The sequence below is a fragment of the Labrenzia sp. THAF191a genome, assembly GCF_009363335.1.
Taxonomy (GTDB): Bacteria; Pseudomonadota; Alphaproteobacteria; order Rhizobiales; family Stappiaceae; genus Roseibium; species Roseibium algicola.
In genome coordinates, this window is the sequence record NZ_CP045333.1 from 4186947 (window position 1) to 4203749 (window position 16803).

A 16803-nucleotide genomic window follows, 5' to 3' on the forward strand; every position below is an offset into this window, starting at 1 on the left:
AACCGGGGCTTTTCTTTTGAATAATCGGTCAAAATGGCTGTTTTCTGCGAAAAAACCACTTGCGTTTCAGTTCAATTCAACCGAATTTCGCGCAACGGCGCTGACAGGAATCGTCGGCACTCTGCCGTTTCTTAGAAAGGTATCTGCTATGAATAAGAACGATCTGATCGCAGCTGTTGCAGAAAAGACCGGCCTCACCAAGGCGCAGGCAGGCGAAGCAGTTGACGCAACTTTCGAAGCTGTCACCTCTACGCTGAAGAGCGGCGACGAAGTCCGCATCATCGGCTTTGGTAACTTCACCGTTTCCGAACGTGCAGCAACCGAAGGCCGTAACCCGCGGACTGGCGAAACGATCCAGATCCCGGCTTCTAAGACGCCGAAGTTCAAGGCCGGCAAAGGCCTGAAGGACGCCGTGAACGCCTAATAGCGCTCACGAGCGATTTCTTCGCTCAACCCCGTATCCGGAAACGGATGCGGGGTTTTTCCTTGTCTATTTTCTATTTTTGATTGAGCTCTGGCGAATTGCCATTGCCACATTATATTGCGTTTGTCGTGAGGTGATGCCAATTGCTCGACAGGAGTTGGAATGTCACTGCAAGCCTTGATCCGCAGGCGCCAACGCGCGCTATTTGATGCCTGGGTCCGTAACCCTCTGGTGCAGGTTCAGGTTGAACACCCCGAGGCGCTTGGACGCCTCGTGTTCCTCGATGATTTCGACGAGGACGTTCAAACAGCAAAAGCTGGCAGAAGCAGCCTGAAGAACGTCGCCATCGTGCAGAAACCCGGCAACGTGGACGAGAATGCCAGTGTGTGGGTGAGGGCAGGGTATTCGTCCTATCAGAAAGCCTGGCTGCGCTTTGTCGAGCAGGTCTACGGCATCAAGGCCGCACCGTCGGATCTTGCCGGTTACAATATCGACCACCTGCTCAACAAGGCGCGCAGTCCCAATCAAGCCGGGTTCATTCGCATCGAGGCCATCAACGATGCCGTCAATCAGGCGTGGGGCGGTTTGTTCGAGCGAGCAGCCAGCAATCCAGAATTCAGTGCCAATCAGAATCGCCTTCGCCGGACGATGTCCTGGATCATCGCCGCCAAGCTCATGGATCAGCCGCCGCCAAGAGGACCGAACGACCAGCAGGGCATTGCCCGTCTGGTGCAGTTCTTCAATCAGAACGGACTTGCCGCGGACAACCCGCAGCGCGGGCTCACCGACATGCTCCAGTTTGCCTACAAGTTCCAATAGACTTAGCGGGCAATTGCGATCACATCGCGCGCGGAGCGTTGGCCGGAAAGCCAGGCGCCGTGCACTGTTGCCGGAAAGTTCGGCGCGGTGGCTTCTCCGGCAAAGAAGACCCTGCCATTGAGGTCGGCAGCCAGTGCTTTTCTTGCTCGCGGCTCCACCCCGACAGGCAGGAACGAGTAGGATCCTCGCGTTCGTTCGTTCTGCTGCCAGGTGGAACTTATGCTGGCGTCAGGCGGCGGTATATCGCGACCGAACATGGTCTGAAGGGCTTCGAAGGCGACCTGTCTGCGGTTCTCTTCACCAAGTTTCTCAAGGTCCTGAGCAAATTCGCCGACGTTCAGAGCACACAGAATCGGTTTTCCGGTCACGGGCGAAAGATTCGGCCAGAAGGCAAAAGTGTCGGGCTTGCCGGATATGCGGCCGAAGTTGTGGACAGTTTCATCCCAGAATGTTTCCGGGAACGAGAGATAGATTTTATCAAGCAAGCCCATGCGCAGGGAACTGACGGCGTTGCGCTTGTTGTCGGGAAGACCAGGTGAAAAGACGATGTCGCCAGCCTTCAGGACACCCAGAGACACTGCGCAGATTGCAAATTCGGCCTCCAGTACCCCGTTCTCAGTTCTTACCGACACGCCCCTTTGGGAATGGTCGATTTGGTTCACGACGGTTTCGGTCTGGATGGTCAATCCATCCGCCACCCCAAATGCAATCTTGTCATAGCCCTGCGGAAGCACGGCGTCGGGTCCATCGAAGGCACCGCCTTCTGCAACGGCTGCAAGCGAAAGGTCGCTCGCTGGCGCCGCAAATTCCTGTTCCAGCAGAATATGCGCCATGAAGCCGAGTTCAGCGTCAGTGAGTGTCGACAGGGCCCGTTGCCGGCGTATCTTTTCAATGGCATTGGCTGCCGATATCCGGGTGAGGGAGGTTTCAGTGTCGTCCAGAAAATCTTCCAGGGCGTTCGCGAAAGTCTCGAAACGTTCGGCCGCTCTGCCACCGTTGCCGGTCAGGTCGAAGACCTCCTCGTTGTCGTAGTCCCACTCGAACATCGGCTGTGCGAAGCGCTGCGCGAGCGCTGCGATGGGGTTGGACCGTGTTCCATGGATCCAGCTTGCTCCAAGGTCGAGAGGTGCCCCCAACGATCTGTCCGTGTGCAGACGCCCGCCAATCCGGTTACCAGCCTCAAGCACGGTTACGGAGAAGCCTGCGTCTGCAAGTGTTCTTGCGGCCGCCAGACCGGCGATGCCGGCACCGACAACAACCACTCTCTGTCCGGCCACGGGTTGTGATGAGCTTGTTCTGGTCAACAGCGGCAGGCCGGTGAGGGCAGCCAGAATTCCAGTCAGAAACAACCGGCGGGATGTCACCATGAGTGCGGCTTTCTCACGCTTTTGAAGCGGTCAGTTTGCCTGTTTTCGGAGCCGTCATCCACAGGCTTTATCTTTGAAACGGAAATCTGAGATTTTGCTCTTGCCAAGCAGCAAACGAGCCCCTAAAACGCGTCTCACCTCGTTGAGGGCGATTAGCTCAGTTGGTAGAGCGCTTCGTTTACACCGAAGATGTCGGGAGTTCGAGTCTCTCATCGCCCACCATTCCCCTTATGAAATCCGCCACTTGTAACCAGGGTGTCTGCGCACCGGGGTGTTTTCTGCTGTTTGCTGCCGCTCTCACATTGCCCGGCGGTTCGCTGTTGCGGAATTTCGCACAATTACAGTCATTTCGCTTTGCCGCTGTTGCTGGGTATCCCGGTGGCGGGGTGATTTCGTTTGGCCTTCGAATGGTGAGTTTTCTTTTTCCTTTTTGTCCGATAAACTTCTGCGGCTAAATAAAAAACTCGTTTAAAGGTAGCTACTTGGCAAGATGGGAATCCTAGTTTTCATCAAGATGTTCGGGGCAGTCATGCTGCTCCTTTACGCGGTTCGCATGGTTCGGACAGGTTTTGAAAGGGCGGCCGGGCCAACGTTGAGACGCGCCATCGGCAAGGCATCCTCCGGACCGGTTGCCGGCGCCTTGTCTGGAACAGCGGTTGCCATTTTGCTGCAAAGTGCGACGGCGGTTGCGATCCTGGCGGCGGGATTTGCGACATCCGGCTTTATTTCCACTGCTGCCGGACTGGCGGTTCTGCTGGGAGCCGATCTCGGGTCGGCGCTTGTCGTGCAGTTTCTGGTGTTCGATCTCAGCTGGCTGGTGCCGTTGCTTCTGGGTGGAGGGGCGTGGCTGTTCCTGAAGCTCGACGCTCGGTCCGCGAAGCAGATCGGACGCATTCTTCTGGGAATCGCTTTCATTCTGATTGCGCTGCAAATGATCGGCGAAGCGACGACGCCGTTGAAGGAAGCGCGGTTCATGCCGCAGTTTGCCGGCTTCCTTGCGCAGGACACACCGACGGCGATGGCGGTTGGGGCGCTTCTGGCGTTTCTGGTGCATTCCAGCGTGGCAGCCGTGCTGATGATCGCAGCCCTGGTGCAAAAGACGGGTTTGCCACACGAGGCCGCCATCCCACTTGTTCTGGGGGCGAACATCGGCGCTGGTATTGTCGCGCTTTGGCTGACACGCGGAATGGATCGCAAGGCCAAACTTCTGCCGCTTGGCAATTTTATCTTCAGGTCTATCGGTGCTGTGCTGGTGATGCTGGCGCTAAAATTCTACGATCTGCCTCTGGCTTCGATCAGCAATGATCCGGCTCAGCAGATCGTTGCCGTTCATGTGCTTTTCAATCTCCTGCTTGTTCTCGTCTGCCTGCCACTGACAAGACCGGTTGCCTGGCTGGTCGAACGCCTGGTGCCTGACAGAGAGGAACAAGAAGAGGCGGACCGGCTGACACCGCAAAGTGCGCTGGACAAGCAACTGGTCGGCAACCCCAGGCTTGCCCTGGCCAGTGCAACGCGCGAACTCTTGCGTATGGGGGAACTGGTCGAGGTGATGGCAAGACCGGTTCTCATGATGCTGGAGAAGGGCAGTGAGCCTGAAATCAGGCGCTTGCAGCAGTTGGATAAGCAGGTCAATGCGATCCACTCCTCGGTGAAACTCTACATCGCGGAGGTGAATCGCGGGGAGCTGACCGGCGAACAGGCTGAGCGCAGCATGGAACTGGTGGGATTCGCGGTCAATCTGGAGCGCGCTGGAGATCTTGTGGCAAAGAACCTTCTCGAACTTGCGCTGGAGTTGCAGAAGAACAAGATCAGCTTTTCGCAGGAGGGGCTGAAGGAGCTTACCTGGATGCACGACCGTGTTCTGGCGAACATGGAGCTTGCCCTCAATGTGCTCGTTTCGGCGGATGTCGCATCCGCGCGCGAATTGATTGCAGAAAAGGACAAGATGCGCACGCTGGAACGCGAAAGTCATAACCGGCATCTGGAGCGGCTGAAATCGAAAACGCTTCAGAGCATGGAATCGAGCAACGCCCATCTGGAGGTCATGCGCAGCCTGAAGGAAATCAATTCGCTGTTCGCAGCTGCTGCGGTGCCTATTCTTGCCAGAGAGGGCCTGTTGCGCGATACGCGGCTGGTGCCGGCTGAATAAAACACGGCTGAAGAACGAGAATCTGCATGGCGCAGGTCGTATTTATGAGCTGCCGAATGTGTTTGAGGCTAAGCCCATCGGAAAACAGCCCGTGGCAATGCGGATAATTCCGTTACGAAACAGGAAGTTATCCACATTGATCGGCAAGGCGGCTCTGGGGAAAACCTGCGATTGGGGGCTTCTTTGTCAAAAAACGGCAATTCGGACGGAATAGGGTGCTTGACTTCCAAAACCAGCCGCCGTACATCAGCGCCACTTCAGGGCGACAACGCGTTGCCTGACGAAGCGGGTGTAGCTCAGTTGGTTAGAGTGCCGGCCTGTCACGCCGGAGGTCGCGGGTTCGAGCCCCGTCACTCGCGCCACTTCCCATAGAAGTGCTTTGGTACTTTCGGGAATTGGCGCATATACCGTGAATGTGCGGGTGTAGCTCAGTTGGTTAGAGTGCCGGCCTGTCACGCCGGAGGTCGCGGGTTCGAGCCCCGTCACTCGCGCCACTCACGGTACCTCTTGTTTTCCCAGACTGTTCAATCGAAAACATCAAGCCTCGCGCAAAGCGAGTGCTTTGCCGCGCAGACAGGCAACCCCTTGGCATTGTCGCCAAGATGGCTATCATGCGTTCAAGGCAGGGCGACGCAGTCCATTCAAATTTCAGCTCTTTTGGTGTTTGTCTGGCGTTTGCTTCGATTCTGCGAGGGGGGTGGAAAACGAACGCAGGTGCGGCATATTTCCTGAAGGGTTGTGCAAAGTTTTTGCCTTCCTGCAAACTGGCTGAAATTAAGGATTTGTCGGGGGTAGGTGCGAAACAGGTGCAAACATGGCAAGAGTTTGACCGCATGTGGGTCTTGCGTTGCACCAAGTCGTAAGCTAAGCGTGCGCTCGCATGTTGGTTTCATAACGCCGACGGGCACAGCGTGACCTGCCGGTATAATGAAGGCAACGGGGCGCGCAGCCCTGGCACCGGATCGCCTCCCGATCCGCCTCCATATGCAAGGACGCGAAAGACATGGAAGAACTCTTGCGGGAATATGTCCCGATCGTCGTGTTCATCGGCATTGCGCTGGTGATCGGCCTTGCGCTGCTGATTTCGCCTTTCATCCTGGCCTACAAGAATCCGGATCCGGAAAAGCTGTCGGCCTATGAGTGCGGCTTCAACGCTTTCGACGATGCACGCATGAAATTTGACGTGCGCTTTTATCTGGTCTCGATCCTCTTCATCATCTTCGACCTGGAAGTCGCGTTCCTGTTCCCCTGGGCAACCGTGTTCGGTGACCTGGGCTGGTACGGCTTCTGGTCCATGATGGTCTTCCTCGGTGTCCTGACCGTCGGCTTCATCTACGAATGGAAAAAGGGAGCGCTGGAATGGGATTGACCACGACCGAGCCGCTCGTCGCACCGCAGCCGCAGGGTATTATCGACCCGAATACGGGCAAGCCTGTCGGCGCGGATGACGCATTCTTCCTGGAAGTCAATAACGAGCTGGCCGACAAGGGCTTTCTCGTAACCTCCACCGACAACCTCATCCAGTGGGCCCGTACCGGCTCGCTGATGTGGATGACCTTCGGCCTGGCCTGCTGCGCCGTTGAAATGATGCAGATGTCGATGCCGCGCTATGACGCCGAGCGTTTTGGTTTCGCGCCGCGCGCTTCGCCGCGCCAGTCGGACGTGATGATCGTTGCCGGCACGCTGACGAACAAAATGGCACCTGCGCTGCGCAAGGTCTACGACCAGATGCCCGAGCCGCGGTACGTCATTTCCATGGGGTCCTGTGCCAATGGTGGCGGCTACTACCACTATTCCTATTCTGTGGTGCGCGGTTGCGACCGCGTGGTGCCGGTCGATATCTACGTGCCAGGCTGTCCTCCGACAGCCGAGGCGCTGCTCTACGGCGTGTTGATGCTTCAAAAGAAGATCCGCCGCACGGGCACTATCGAAAGATAAGGATCTGCCGCCGAAGAGGCGGCGGATTTTTGAGGGAGTGGGCGCCTGGCGCCCGTTCAACTGACTCTCCGGGTCGCGTCCAGCGGGGCGCAACAAAGACCCGGCAAACTGGATCGATCGGCAGTCGGCACTCAATCGGAACCGGTTGAACGCTGCAGATCTACGAGTGAGGTCGAACACGATGGACGAGACGTTGAAGGAACTCGCTGAGCATATCGAGCTCGGTCTGGGTGAGTCCCTTGTGTCCTGGAAGGTCGAATACGGTGAGCTGACGCTGACCGTAAACGCGACCGACATTCTCGATGCGATCCGCTTTCTGCGCGACAACAGCTCGTGCAAGTTCGTCAATCTGACGGATATCTGCGGTGTGGATTACCCTTCGCGCGAGAAGCGCTTTGACGTTGTCTACCACTTCCTGTCTCCCGTTCAGAACCAGCGCGTTCGTGTGAAGGTCGCAACCGATGAAAACACGCCGGTTGCTTCGCTGACCCCGCTGTTTCCCGGTGCTGAATGGTTCGAGCGTGAAGCCTACGACATGTACGGCATTCTGTTCTCCGGCCACCCGGACCTGCGCCGCATCCTGACCGACTATGGTTTTGACGGATATCCGCTGCGCAAGGACTTCCCGGTTACGGGCTTTGTCGAAGTTCGCTATGACGACGAGAAGAAACGCGTTGTCTACGAACCGGTACGCCTGAACCAGGAAATGCGCTCCTTCGACTTCCTCTCGCCCTGGGAAGGCACGGACTACGTGCTGCCCGGTGACGAGAAGGCAACGACCAACTGAAGGGCGGGGCAGGGATGAGCGAACGGCTTTCAGGTGGGTGTCTTTGCGGCGAGGTGCGGTTTGCCGCAACGCCCGTAGACGGCGAAATGGGAGTCTGCCACTGCGCCATGTGCCGCCGCTGGACCGGTGGTACCTATATGGCTGTCAGCTGCGGATCGATGGACAGTCTGGACGTTCAAGGCAAGGATGCACTCGGCGTCTACAAGTCATCCGACTACGGCGAGCGGGTATTCTGCAGCAAGTGCGGTTCCTCGCTGATGTGGCGCATGGCCGACGGCTCGCACGTGAGCGTTTCCGCGCAAGCCTTTGACGATCCGTCCGTTTTCAAATTCACGTCCGAAATTTTCGTTGACGAACAGCCGGCAAACTACGCTTTCGCTAATGAAACCCGCAGAATGACCGGTCCCGAAGTCATCGCCTATTTCACGCAAAAAATGCAGGAACCTCAAAATGGCTGAGGCTCAGGTTCGTAACTTCAACATCAACTTCGGTCCGCAGCACCCGGCGGCGCACGGCGTGCTGCGCCTCGTGCTTGAGCTCGACGGCGAAGTGGTAACACGTGTGGATCCGCACATCGGTCTGCTGCACCGTGGAACCGAAAAGCTGATCGAGCAGAAGACCTATCTGCAGGCTGTGCCTTACTTCGACCGCCTCGACTACGTGGCGCCGATGAACCAGGAACACGCTTTTGCGCTTGCAGTCGAACGTATGCTTGGTGTGGAAGTGCCCAAGCGCGGCCAGCTGATCCGTGTCCTTTATTCGGAAATCGGTCGTCTGCTGTCGCATCTTCTGAACGTGACGACGCAGGCCATGGACGTGGGCGCGCTGACACCGCCGCTCTGGGGCTTCGAACCCCGTGAAGAGCTGATGGTGTTCTACGAGCGTGCTTGCGGTGCCCGCATGCACGCAGCTTACGTACGTCCGGGCGGGGTTCACCAGGACCTGTCTCGTGACCTGCTCGACGACATCTGGGACTTCTGTGATCCGTTCCTGCAGACGCTTGACGATATCGAAGGTCTCCTGACCGACAACCGTATCTTCAAGCAGCGCAACGTGGATATCGGCGTTGTCGACCTTGACGACGCCTGGGCCTGGGGCTTCTCCGGCGTGATGGTTCGCGGATCCGGCGCACCTTGGGATCTGCGCAAGTCGCAGCCTTACGAATGCTATTCCGAACTTGATTTCGACATTCCGATCGGCAAGAACGGCGACTGTTACGACCGCTACCTGATCCGCATGGAAGAAATGCGCCAGTCGGTCCGGATCATGAAGCAGTGCCTGGAAAAGCTGACGGTCGAAACCGGTCCGGTCTCGTCCATCGACGGCAAGATCGTGCCGCCGAAGCGCGGTGAAATGAAGCGTTCGATGGAAGCGCTCATCCACCACTTCAAGCTCTACACCGAAGGCTATCACGTCCCGGCTGGTGAAGTTTACGCAGCCGTTGAAGCACCCAAGGGTGAGTTCGGTGTCTATCTGGTCGCGGACGGTACCAACAAGCCGTACCGTTGCAAGATCAAGGCGCCTGGCTACAGCCACCTTCAGGCCATGGACTTCCTGTGCCGCGGGCACATGCTTGCCGACGTTTCGGCAGTGCTGGGGTCTCTGGACATCGTGTTCGGTGAGGTCGACCGCTGATGCGGACGGCACGCAACCAATTTTCGACCCTGGCAGCCGCCCGTCCGGCTCCGGTCATTTTGACAGAACGGGGATAACACCATGGCAGTTCGCCGACTTGCCGCGGAACAACCAGAAAGCTTCGCGTTCACCGAGAAGAACCTCGACTGGGCAAAGAAGCTGATCGACCGTTATCCGGCAGGCCGCCAGGCCTCCGCGGTCATTCCGCTTTTGTGGCGTGCGCAGGAACAGAACGAAGGTTGGGTGAGTGAGCCGGCAATCCGCTATATCGCGGACCTGCTCGACATGCCGAAGATCCGCGTTCTGGAAGTGGCGACGTTCTACACCATGTTCCAGCTGCAGCCGGTCGGCAAGAAGGCCCATATTCAGGTCTGTGGCACGACGCCGTGTCAGCTGCGCGGGTCGGAAGACCTGATCAAGATCTGCAAAAGCCGCATTGCCAAGCACATGCACGAGATTTCCGAGGATGGCATGTTCTCCTGGGAAGAAGTCGAGTGTCTTGGTGCTTGTGTGAATGCGCCGATGGTTCAGATCTTCAAGGATACCTATGAAGACCTCACGGAAGACAGCTTCAACCAGCTGATCGACGATATCGCCGCCGGCAAGGAAGTAACGCCGGGTCCGCAGAACGGCCGCCGTTTTGCAATGGCCGAAGGCGGTCAGACGTCGCTCACCGAAATCGATGACAACACGAAGGGCGAGCTGCCGGTTCCCCACCTGGTCGACGGTGCGGAAAAGGCGTCTCATGCTTTTGCCGGCGCACCGATCAATGCAGGTGGCAACGACTATGATGGCGTGCCGACACCTGCAGAAGATGCTGTTGCCAAGGTAAAGGCGGCGCATGCAGCCAAATCCGCCAAGGCGAGCGCAGCTCCGGCGGCAGCCGCGCCCAAGAAGGCTGAGGCAAAGGCTGAACCGGCCAAGAAAGCCAAGGCGGAAAAAGCAGCTACGCCTGCTGCGCGCAGTCAGAACAAGGGCAAGCCTGATTCCGACGACCGTGCCGAAGTTGAAGTTGCCCGCACAGCCGACACCAGTGGAAGCACCGACGGTCAGGAAAAAGAACCTGAACTTCTGAAGGAAGCGCGCGGCGGCAAGCCGGACGACCTGAAGAAGCTGAAGGGTGTCGGTCCGAAACTGGAAGCGACACTCAACGAACTCGGGTTTTTCCACTTCGATCAGGTCGCCTCATGGGGGCCGCAGGAAGTTGCCTGGGTCGACAGCCGCCTGAAGTTCAAGGGCCGTATCGAACGTGATGGCTGGATAGAGCAGGCCAAGGTTTTGGCATCCGGTGGTGAAACAGATTTTTCCAAGCGCGTGGAAGCCGGTGAAGTGGCCTCCTCCAAGAGCGAAGACTAGGGGGAAGAGATGCTGAAGGATCAGGATCGGATCTTCACCAATATCTACGGTCTCCACGACTGGGGCCTGGAAGGCGCCAAGAAGCGCGGACAGTGGGACAATACCAAGGGCCTCATCGACAAGGGGCGCGACTGGATCGTTCAGGAAATGAAGGATTCAGGTCTGCGTGGCCGCGGCGGTGCCGGTTTCCCGACCGGCCTGAAATGGTCGTTCATGCCCAAGGAATCAGATGGCCGCCCGGCATATCTCGTCGTCAACGCCGACGAATCCGAGCCGGGCACCTGCAAGGACCGCGAGATACTGCGCCATGACCCGCATACGCTGGTCGAGGGGTGCCTTGTTGCCGGTTATGCGATGGGTGCCATTGCTGCCTACATCTATGTTCGCGGTGAATTCATCCGCGAGCGCGAGCGTTTGCAGGCTGCGATCGACCAGGCTTATGACGCCGGTCTGATCGGCAAGAACAACAAGAACGGCTACGACTTCGACATTTATGTCCACCATGGAGCCGGCGCTTACATCTGCGGCGAGGAAACCGCGCTGCTGGAAAGTCTGGAAGGCAAAAAGGGCCAGCCGCGCCTGAAGCCGCCGTTCCCGGCAAACGTCGGTCTTTACGGTTGCCCGACCACGGTGAACAACGTTGAATCGATCGCGGTTGCTCCGACCATCCTGCGCCGCGGTGCTGCATGGTTCTCGGCGCTCGGCCGTCCGAACAACACCGGCACCAAGCTTTTCTGTGTTTCCGGCCACGTCAACAAGCCGTCGACCTTCGAGGAAGAGCTGGGCATTCCGTTTGCCGGAATGATCGACAAGCATTGCGGCGGTATCCGCGGTGGCTGGGACAACCTTCTCGCGGTTATTCCGGGTGGTTCGTCTGTTCCGTGCCTGACGGCAGAGCAGATCAAGGACGCGCCGATGGACTTCGACACGCTGCGCGGCCTTGGCTCCGGCCTGGGGACTGCAGCCGTGATCGTGATGGACAAGTCGACGGATATCATCAAGGCCATTGCCCGCCTGTCCTACTTCTACAAGCACGAGAGCTGCGGCCAGTGCACACCGTGCCGCGAAGGCACGGGCTGGATGTGGCGTGTGATGGAACGAATGGTCAAGGGCGAGTCCTCCTATGAGGAAATCGACATGCTGTTCAAGGTAACCAAGCAGGTCGAAGGCCACACGATTTGTGCACTCGGGGACGCGGCCGCCTGGCCGATCCAGGGTTTGATCAAGAATTTCCGGCCTGTTATCGAGCAACGCATCGATGACTATGTCGCCAAGTCGAAGTCTTCTTCGACCATGGTGGCGGCTGAGTAAGCGGAACGGGATTTGGAGAGCAACGGATGACGAAGCTCATCATCGACGGCAAGGAAGTGGATGTCCCGGCGGACTACACGCTGCTTCAGGCCTGTGAAGAGGCGGGCGCCGAGGTTCCGCGGTTTTGTTACCACGACCGGTTGTCTATCGCCGGCAACTGCCGCATGTGCCTGGTGGAAGTGAAGGGCGGACCGCCCAAGCCGACCGCCTCCTGTGCCATGGGCGTGAAGGACCTACGTCCGGGCCCGAACGGCGAGCCGCCGGTGGTCGAAACCAAGTCCGAGATGGTCAAGAAGGCCCGCGAAGGCGTGATGGAGTTCCTGCTCATCAACCACCCGCTGGATTGCCCGATCTGCGACCAGGGCGGCGAGTGTGATCTGCAGGACCAGGCGATGGCCTATGGCGTCGACGGTTCCAGGTTCCACGAGAACAAGCGCGCCGTTGAGAACAAGGAAATCGGTCCGCTGATCAAGACGATCATGACCCGCTGCATTCACTGCACGCGTTGTGTGCGGTTCACCACCGAAGTGTGTGGTGTCACTGACATGGGTCTGGTCGGCCGTGGCGAAGATGCGGAAATCACCACCTATCTCGAGGCAGCCCTGTCGTCGGAAATGCAGGGCAACGTGGCAGATCTTTGCCCGGTTGGTGCCTTGACCCACAAGCCTTACGAATTCCACGCCCGTCCGTGGGAACTGACCAAGACCGAAAGCATCGACGTGATGGACGCGGTCGGTTCCGCTATCCGTGTCGACACACGCGGCAAGGAAGTCATGCGGGTGATGCCGCGGCTCAACGAAGAGGTCAACGAGGAGTGGATTTCCGACAAGTCCCGTTACATCTGGGACGGTCTGAAGACCCAGCGCCTTGACCGGCCTTATGCCAAGAAGGACGGCAAGCTGCAGCCCGTTTCCTGGGGTGAAGCGTTCCAGATCATCGCGGAAAAGGTAAAAGGCGCGAGCGCCGACAAAATCGGTGCTCTGGCTGGACAGATGGCAGGCGTTGAGGACATGTTCGCGCTGAAGGCGCTGATGGACAAACTCGGCGTTGCCAACATCGACAGCCGTTTCCCGGGGTCTCCGCTGCATCCGAAGAACGGCCGCGCAAGCTATCTCTTCAACAGCACGATCCAGGGCATTGAAGACGCTGACGCGATCATGCTGATCGGCACAAATCCGCGTCAGGAAGCTCCGGTTCTGAACGCTCGCATCCGCAAGCGTTGGGTCCAAGGCGACGTGACCATCGGCCTGATTGGTGAAAATGCCGACCTGACCTATCCGGTAACTTATCTGGGTGCCGGTCCGGACAGCCTGAAGGAATTCGTGAACCACGCTCCGGCAAAGGCCGAACGCCCGATGTTCATCATCGGCCAGGGCGCGCTGAACCGTCCGGATGGGGCTGAAGTGCTCGCGACGCTTGCTGCAGCCGCCAAGGCGCTTGGTGTCGTCAAGGACGGCTGGAACGGTTTCAACATCCTGCATACCGAAGCGTCCCAGGTTGGCGCTCTCGATCTCGGTTTTGTACCGGGTGAGGGCGGCAAGGACACAGGCTCCATGCTGGAGCCGGGTGCGCTTGACGTGCTGTTCCTGCTGGGTGTCGATGAAGTTGAAGTCCCGGAAGGCGCATTCGTTGTCTACCAGGGAACGCATGGCGACCGCGGCGCGCACCGCGCCGACGTTATCCTGCCAGGCGCTGCCTATACGGAGAAATCCGCGATCTACGTCAACACCGAAGGTCGCGTCCAGATGGCCGACCGGGCTGCTTTCCCTCCGGGGGATGCCCGCGAAGACTGGGCGATCCTTCGCGCATTGTCCGCGGTGCTTGGCCAGACGCTTGAGTTCAACTCTCTTGCCGAATTGCGCTCAAAGTTGTTCGAAGCTGTTCCGCACATGACGGGCATCGATGCGATCGAGGCAGGTGATGCTGGCGATATCGCCAAGCTTGGCAACGCCAAGGCCAAGATGGATAGCGCGGGCTTTGCCAACGTGATCCGCGACTTTTACCTGACCAACCCGATCGCTCGCGCGTCCAAGACGATGGCCGAGTGCTCGGCGCTCGCCAAGACGCGAGCGGCAGAAGCAGCAGAATAAGGGGTAGGGGACCGATATGGCTGAGTTCATGACGACCTACGGTTGGCCGTTCCTCTGGATGGCATTCCAGAGCATTCTGCTGATGGTCGTGCTTCTGGTGATTGTCGCCTACGTGCTTTACGCGGATCGCAAGATCTGGGCTGCCGTGCAGATTCGCCGCGGCCCGAACGTGGTTGGTCCCTGGGGCTTGCTGCAAAGTTTCGCCGATCTATTGAAGTTCGTTCTGAAAGAACCGGTGATCCCGTCTGGATCCAACAAGGTTCTGTTCCTGCTGGCTCCACTGGTATCCGTGCTTTTGGCGCTGGCGGCCTGGGCCGTTATTCCGGTTGCCGACGGTTGGGTGATTGCCAACATCAATCTCGGTGTACTATTCGTCTTCGCAGTGTCGTCGCTGGAAGTCTACGGTGTGATTATCGGTGGTTGGGCTTCCAACTCCAAATACCCGTTCCTGTCAGCGCTGCGTTCGGCCGCTCAGATGGTCTCCTATGAGGTTTCCATCGGTTTCGTCATCGTGACAGTGCTGCTTTGTGCCGGCACCTTGAACCTGACCGGTATCGTGCAGGCACAGGAAACCGGCCTCGCCAACATGCTGGGTGTGCCGTGGCTATCGTTCCTGAACTGGTACTGGTTGCCGCTGTTCCCGATGTTCGTGGTGTTCTTCATCTCTGCACTGGCTGAAACCAACCGTCCGCCGTTCGATCTTGCGGAAGCGGAATCGGAACTGGTTGCCGGCTTCATGGTGGAATACGGCTCAACTCCGTACATGATGTTCATGCTCGGTGAATATGTCGCCATCTGCCTGATGTGCGCGCTTATGAGCATCTTCTTCATGGGCGGATGGCTGCCACCGTTCGATTTTGCACCGTTCACCTGGGTGCCGGGCATCGTCTGGTTCCTGCTGAAGTGTTTCCTTGGCTTCTTCATGTTCGCCATGGTGAAGGCAATGGTTCCGCGTTATCGCTATGACCAACTGATGCGCCTGGGCTGGAAAGTGTTCCTGCCGCTGTCGCTGGCCATGGTCGTGGTCGTCGCCGCAGTCCTGATGATCATGGGCTGGGCACCGGGCGCAGCGTGACGATCTCGCTCGCCGGTGCAATCGGTGCCGCCGTCGGTCTTTATGTCGGCTGGCTCGATTGGAAGATCCTGAAGGGGATGCTTCAGGCGGCGGAGACGAAAAACAGACAAGCTGGCGGCGACGGTGGTGTCGCGGCCAGACACAAGGCGCTCCTGGGCGCACTGGTTTTTGGAGTTCCGGTGTTCGGCTTCCCGATCATCGGCTATTGGGCCGCCAGTCAGCTGGCTGGTTGAGGAAAGAGAGGCTAAAAGCGATGGGACTTAGTCAAGCCGTCAAATCGCTGTTTCTGCAGGAGTTCGTGTCGGCCTTCGTTCTGGCGATGCGTTACTTCTTCAAGCCGAAACCAACGGTCAATTATCCGTTCGAGAAGGGCCCGGTGAGCCCGCGTTTCCGGGGTGAGCATGCCCTGCGCCGTTATCCGAACGGCGAAGAACGCTGCATTGCCTGCAAGCTGTGCGAAGCCATCTGCCCGGCACAGGCAATCACCATCGAGGCCGGACCGCGGCGCAACGACGGCACGCGCCGTACCACGCGCTACGACATCGACATGGTCAAATGCATCTATTGCGGCTTCTGTCAGGAAGCTTGCCCTGTGGATGCAATCGTCGAGGGCCCGAATTTCGAATTCGCCACGGAAACCCGCGAAGAGCTTTACTACGACAAGGAAAAGCTGCTTGCGAACGGCGACCGTTGGGAACGCGAAATTGCCCGTAACATTGAAATGGATGCTCCTTACCGTTAGGAGCATACCCAACAATGGTTTCCAGCCCGGCAATCCGGCCGGGCACCGCACTTCCGGCCGCAAGGCCACACGACAGGCAGGTCTTCGAAATGATCCTGAAAGCCCTCTTTTTCTACCTGTTTGCCGGCGTCACCCTGGCGTCAGCATTCATGGTGATCGCGTCGCGCAATCCGGTGACGTCGGTACTGTTCCTGATCCTGGCGTTTGTGAATTCCGCAGGTCTTTTCATTCTGCTGGGCGCCGAATACCTGGCCCTGCTGCTGGTGGTCGTCTATGTCGGCGCGGTGGCTGTGCTGTTCCTGTTCGTCGTCATGATGCTTGATGTGGACTTCGTCGAACTGCGACAGGGCTTCCTGCAGTATCTGCCGGTCGGCGCGCTGGTCGGCGTGATCCTGATGGTCGAGCTGCTGATGGGGCTGGGGGCCTGGATCATTGCACCGGGTGTTCTTGGACACGGCGCGGAGCCGATGCCGGCACTTAGCGACGTGAGCAACATCCAGGCGATCGGGTCTGTGCTCTACACCAAATACATCTACTTCTTCCAGGTCGCTGGCCTGGTTCTTCTGGTGGCCATGATCGGGGCAATCGTCCTGACCCTGCGCCACAAGCCGAATGTCAAACGTCAAAGCATTCCGGACCAGGTTGCGCGAAACCGCGAAGCCTCAGTTGAGGTCCGCAAGGTGGAAACGGGCAAGGGTATCTGACGCAACCTGGTTGCGTTTTCGAGAAAGTCCGGGAACCTGCACGCTCCTCCGTGCTGTTTCCGGTTGGGGTAAACGAGGGGAGCACGGCGAGGCGCCCATGGAAATCGGTCTGTCGCACTATCTGTCGGTCGCGGCGATCCTGTTCACGATCGGGATCTTCGGGATCTTCCTGAACAGGAAAAACGTGATTGTTATCTTGATGTCTATCGAACTGCTGCTGCTGTCGGTGAACATCAACTTTGTCGCCTTTTCGTCGTTCCTCGGCGACATGATGGGCCAGATCTTCACCATGCTGGTTCTTACCGTGGCTGCCGCAGAGGCCGCCATCGGCCTTGCGATCCTGGTGGTCTTCCACCGGAACCGCGGCTCCATCGCCGTGGAAGACGTCAACGTGATGAAAGGGTAG

At 58.3% G+C, this 16803-nt stretch carries 17 protein-coding genes and 3 tRNA genes; 19 read left to right on the forward strand and 1 reads right to left on the reverse strand.

Annotated features, from left to right (window positions below; genetic code table 11):
- The first annotated feature begins 148 nt into the window (after positions 1-148).
- Together FIV05_RS19310 and FIV05_RS19315 are read left to right on the forward strand one after the other, a co-directional pair.
- Positions 149-424, forward strand: coding sequence for an HU family DNA-binding protein (locus tag FIV05_RS19310; protein ID WP_031268410.1), 276 nt, complete (start codon positions 149-151; stop codon positions 422-424).
- A gap of 162 nt (positions 425-586) precedes the next feature.
- Positions 587-1243: a hypothetical protein gene (locus tag FIV05_RS19315; RefSeq protein WP_152510654.1), complete on the forward strand. Its 657-nt coding sequence runs from the start codon at positions 587-589 to the stop codon at positions 1241-1243.
- Positions 1244-1245: 2 nt separating this feature from the next.
- Here the strand turns inward: FIV05_RS19315 and FIV05_RS19320 are convergent, their stop codons facing one another.
- On the reverse strand, positions 1246-2610 hold the full coding sequence (locus tag FIV05_RS19320) for an FAD-dependent oxidoreductase (RefSeq protein WP_152510655.1): 1365 nt from the start codon (positions 2608-2610) through the stop codon (positions 1246-1248).
- A gap of 146 nt (positions 2611-2756) precedes the next feature.
- Here FIV05_RS19320 and FIV05_RS19325 point away from each other — a divergent pair.
- From FIV05_RS19325 to nuoK, 17 genes are all read left to right on the forward strand, one after another.
- Positions 2757-2832 (forward strand) — tRNA-Val (locus tag FIV05_RS19325).
- 268 nt (positions 2833-3100) lie between these two features.
- Positions 3101-4759, forward strand: a complete 1659-nt coding sequence (locus tag FIV05_RS19330) for a Na/Pi cotransporter family protein (protein ID WP_152510656.1) — start codon at positions 3101-3103, stop codon at positions 4757-4759.
- A gap of 285 nt (positions 4760-5044) precedes the next feature.
- Positions 5045-5121: transfer RNA gene (locus FIV05_RS19335), tRNA-Asp, on the forward strand.
- Positions 5122-5176: 55 nt separating this feature from the next.
- Positions 5177-5253, forward strand: a tRNA-Asp gene (locus FIV05_RS19340).
- 509 nt (positions 5254-5762) lie between these two features.
- Positions 5763-6128 carry an NADH-quinone oxidoreductase subunit A gene (locus tag FIV05_RS19345; protein WP_006934719.1) on the forward strand — a complete coding sequence of 122 codons (366 nt, stop codon included), beginning with the start codon at positions 5763-5765 and terminating at the stop codon, positions 6126-6128.
- The gene (locus FIV05_RS19350; RefSeq protein WP_006934718.1) at positions 6119-6697 is read left to right on the forward strand and encodes an NADH-quinone oxidoreductase subunit B; all 579 of its coding nucleotides are present in this window, start codon (positions 6119-6121) and stop codon (positions 6695-6697) included. Before FIV05_RS19345 ends, FIV05_RS19350 begins: the two co-directional genes overlap by 10 nt.
- Before the next feature lie 181 nt (positions 6698-6878).
- On the forward strand, positions 6879-7484 hold the full coding sequence (locus tag FIV05_RS19355) for an NADH-quinone oxidoreductase subunit C (protein ID WP_022998427.1): 606 nt from the start codon (positions 6879-6881) through the stop codon (positions 7482-7484).
- Between the two features lie 14 nt (positions 7485-7498).
- Positions 7499-7942: a GFA family protein gene (locus FIV05_RS19360; protein ID WP_077292762.1), complete on the forward strand. Its 444-nt coding sequence runs from the start codon at positions 7499-7501 to the stop codon at positions 7940-7942.
- Positions 7935-9119, forward strand: coding sequence for an NADH-quinone oxidoreductase subunit D (locus FIV05_RS19365; RefSeq protein WP_022998429.1), 1185 nt, complete (start codon positions 7935-7937; stop codon positions 9117-9119). Before FIV05_RS19360 ends, FIV05_RS19365 begins: the two co-directional genes overlap by 8 nt.
- Before the next feature lie 81 nt (positions 9120-9200).
- On the forward strand, positions 9201-10475 hold the full coding sequence (locus FIV05_RS19370; RefSeq protein ID WP_152510657.1) for an NADH-quinone oxidoreductase subunit E: 1275 nt from the start codon (positions 9201-9203) through the stop codon (positions 10473-10475).
- Positions 10476-10484: 9 nt separating this feature from the next.
- Positions 10485-11786: an NADH-quinone oxidoreductase subunit NuoF gene (gene nuoF / locus FIV05_RS19375; RefSeq protein WP_152510658.1), complete on the forward strand. Its 1302-nt coding sequence runs from the start codon at positions 10485-10487 to the stop codon at positions 11784-11786.
- A 26-nt stretch (positions 11787-11812) separates the two neighbouring features.
- Positions 11813-13876, forward strand: coding sequence for an NADH-quinone oxidoreductase subunit NuoG (nuoG, locus tag FIV05_RS19380; RefSeq protein WP_062488657.1), 2064 nt, complete (start codon positions 11813-11815; stop codon positions 13874-13876).
- A gap of 16 nt (positions 13877-13892) precedes the next feature.
- Positions 13893-14951 (forward strand): NADH-quinone oxidoreductase subunit NuoH, encoded by a 1059-nt coding sequence (gene nuoH / locus FIV05_RS19385; protein ID WP_031268412.1) that lies wholly within the window; start codon positions 13893-13895, stop codon positions 14949-14951.
- A complete protein-coding gene (locus FIV05_RS19390; protein WP_006934710.1) occupies positions 14948-15184 on the forward strand; it encodes a hypothetical protein in 237 nt (78 codons plus the stop codon). Before nuoH ends, FIV05_RS19390 begins: the two co-directional genes overlap by 4 nt.
- A gap of 20 nt (positions 15185-15204) precedes the next feature.
- On the forward strand, positions 15205-15693 hold the full coding sequence (nuoI, locus tag FIV05_RS19395) for an NADH-quinone oxidoreductase subunit NuoI (RefSeq protein ID WP_006934709.1): 489 nt from the start codon (positions 15205-15207) through the stop codon (positions 15691-15693).
- An 89-nt stretch (positions 15694-15782) separates the two neighbouring features.
- Entirely contained in the window at positions 15783-16397 is a 615-nt protein-coding gene (locus FIV05_RS19400; RefSeq protein WP_031268414.1) for an NADH-quinone oxidoreductase subunit J, read from the forward strand.
- Positions 16398-16494: 97 nt separating this feature from the next.
- Positions 16495-16803 (forward strand): NADH-quinone oxidoreductase subunit NuoK, encoded by a 309-nt coding sequence (nuoK, locus tag FIV05_RS19405; RefSeq protein ID WP_006934707.1) that lies wholly within the window; start codon positions 16495-16497, stop codon positions 16801-16803.

Bases quoted from the DNA above. Each gene is read 5' to 3' on its own strand.
- nuoK (WP_006934707.1), top strand. From the start codon at position 16,495: ATGGAAATCGGTCTGTCGCACTATCTGTCGGTCGCGGCGATCCTGTTC.
- nuoF (WP_152510658.1), top strand. From the start codon at position 10,485: ATGCTGAAGGATCAGGATCGGATCTTCACCAATATCTACGGTCTCCAC.
- FIV05_RS19350 (WP_006934718.1), top strand. From the start codon at position 6,119: ATGGGATTGACCACGACCGAGCCGCTCGTCGCACCGCAGCCGCAGGGT.
- FIV05_RS19355 (WP_022998427.1), top strand. From the start codon at position 6,879: ATGGACGAGACGTTGAAGGAACTCGCTGAGCATATCGAGCTCGGTCTG.
- FIV05_RS19345 (WP_006934719.1), top strand. From the start codon at position 5,763: ATGGAAGAACTCTTGCGGGAATATGTCCCGATCGTCGTGTTCATCGGC.
- FIV05_RS19370 (WP_152510657.1), top strand. From the start codon at position 9,201: ATGGCAGTTCGCCGACTTGCCGCGGAACAACCAGAAAGCTTCGCGTTC.
- FIV05_RS19400 (WP_031268414.1), top strand. From the start codon at position 15,783: ATGATCCTGAAAGCCCTCTTTTTCTACCTGTTTGCCGGCGTCACCCTG.
- FIV05_RS19360 (WP_077292762.1), top strand. From the start codon at position 7,499: ATGAGCGAACGGCTTTCAGGTGGGTGTCTTTGCGGCGAGGTGCGGTTT.
- nuoG (WP_062488657.1), top strand. From the start codon at position 11,813: ATGACGAAGCTCATCATCGACGGCAAGGAAGTGGATGTCCCGGCGGAC.
- FIV05_RS19310 (WP_031268410.1), top strand. From the start codon at position 149: ATGAATAAGAACGATCTGATCGCAGCTGTTGCAGAAAAGACCGGCCTC.
- nuoI (WP_006934709.1), top strand. From the start codon at position 15,205: ATGGGACTTAGTCAAGCCGTCAAATCGCTGTTTCTGCAGGAGTTCGTG.
- FIV05_RS19365 (WP_022998429.1), top strand. From the start codon at position 7,935: ATGGCTGAGGCTCAGGTTCGTAACTTCAACATCAACTTCGGTCCGCAG.
- FIV05_RS19315 (WP_152510654.1), top strand. From the start codon at position 587: ATGTCACTGCAAGCCTTGATCCGCAGGCGCCAACGCGCGCTATTTGAT.
- FIV05_RS19330 (WP_152510656.1), top strand. From the start codon at position 3,101: ATGGGAATCCTAGTTTTCATCAAGATGTTCGGGGCAGTCATGCTGCTC.
- nuoH (WP_031268412.1), top strand. From the start codon at position 13,893: ATGGCTGAGTTCATGACGACCTACGGTTGGCCGTTCCTCTGGATGGCA.
- FIV05_RS19320 (WP_152510655.1), bottom strand. From the start codon at position 2,610: ATGGTGACATCCCGCCGGTTGTTTCTGACTGGAATTCTGGCTGCCCTC.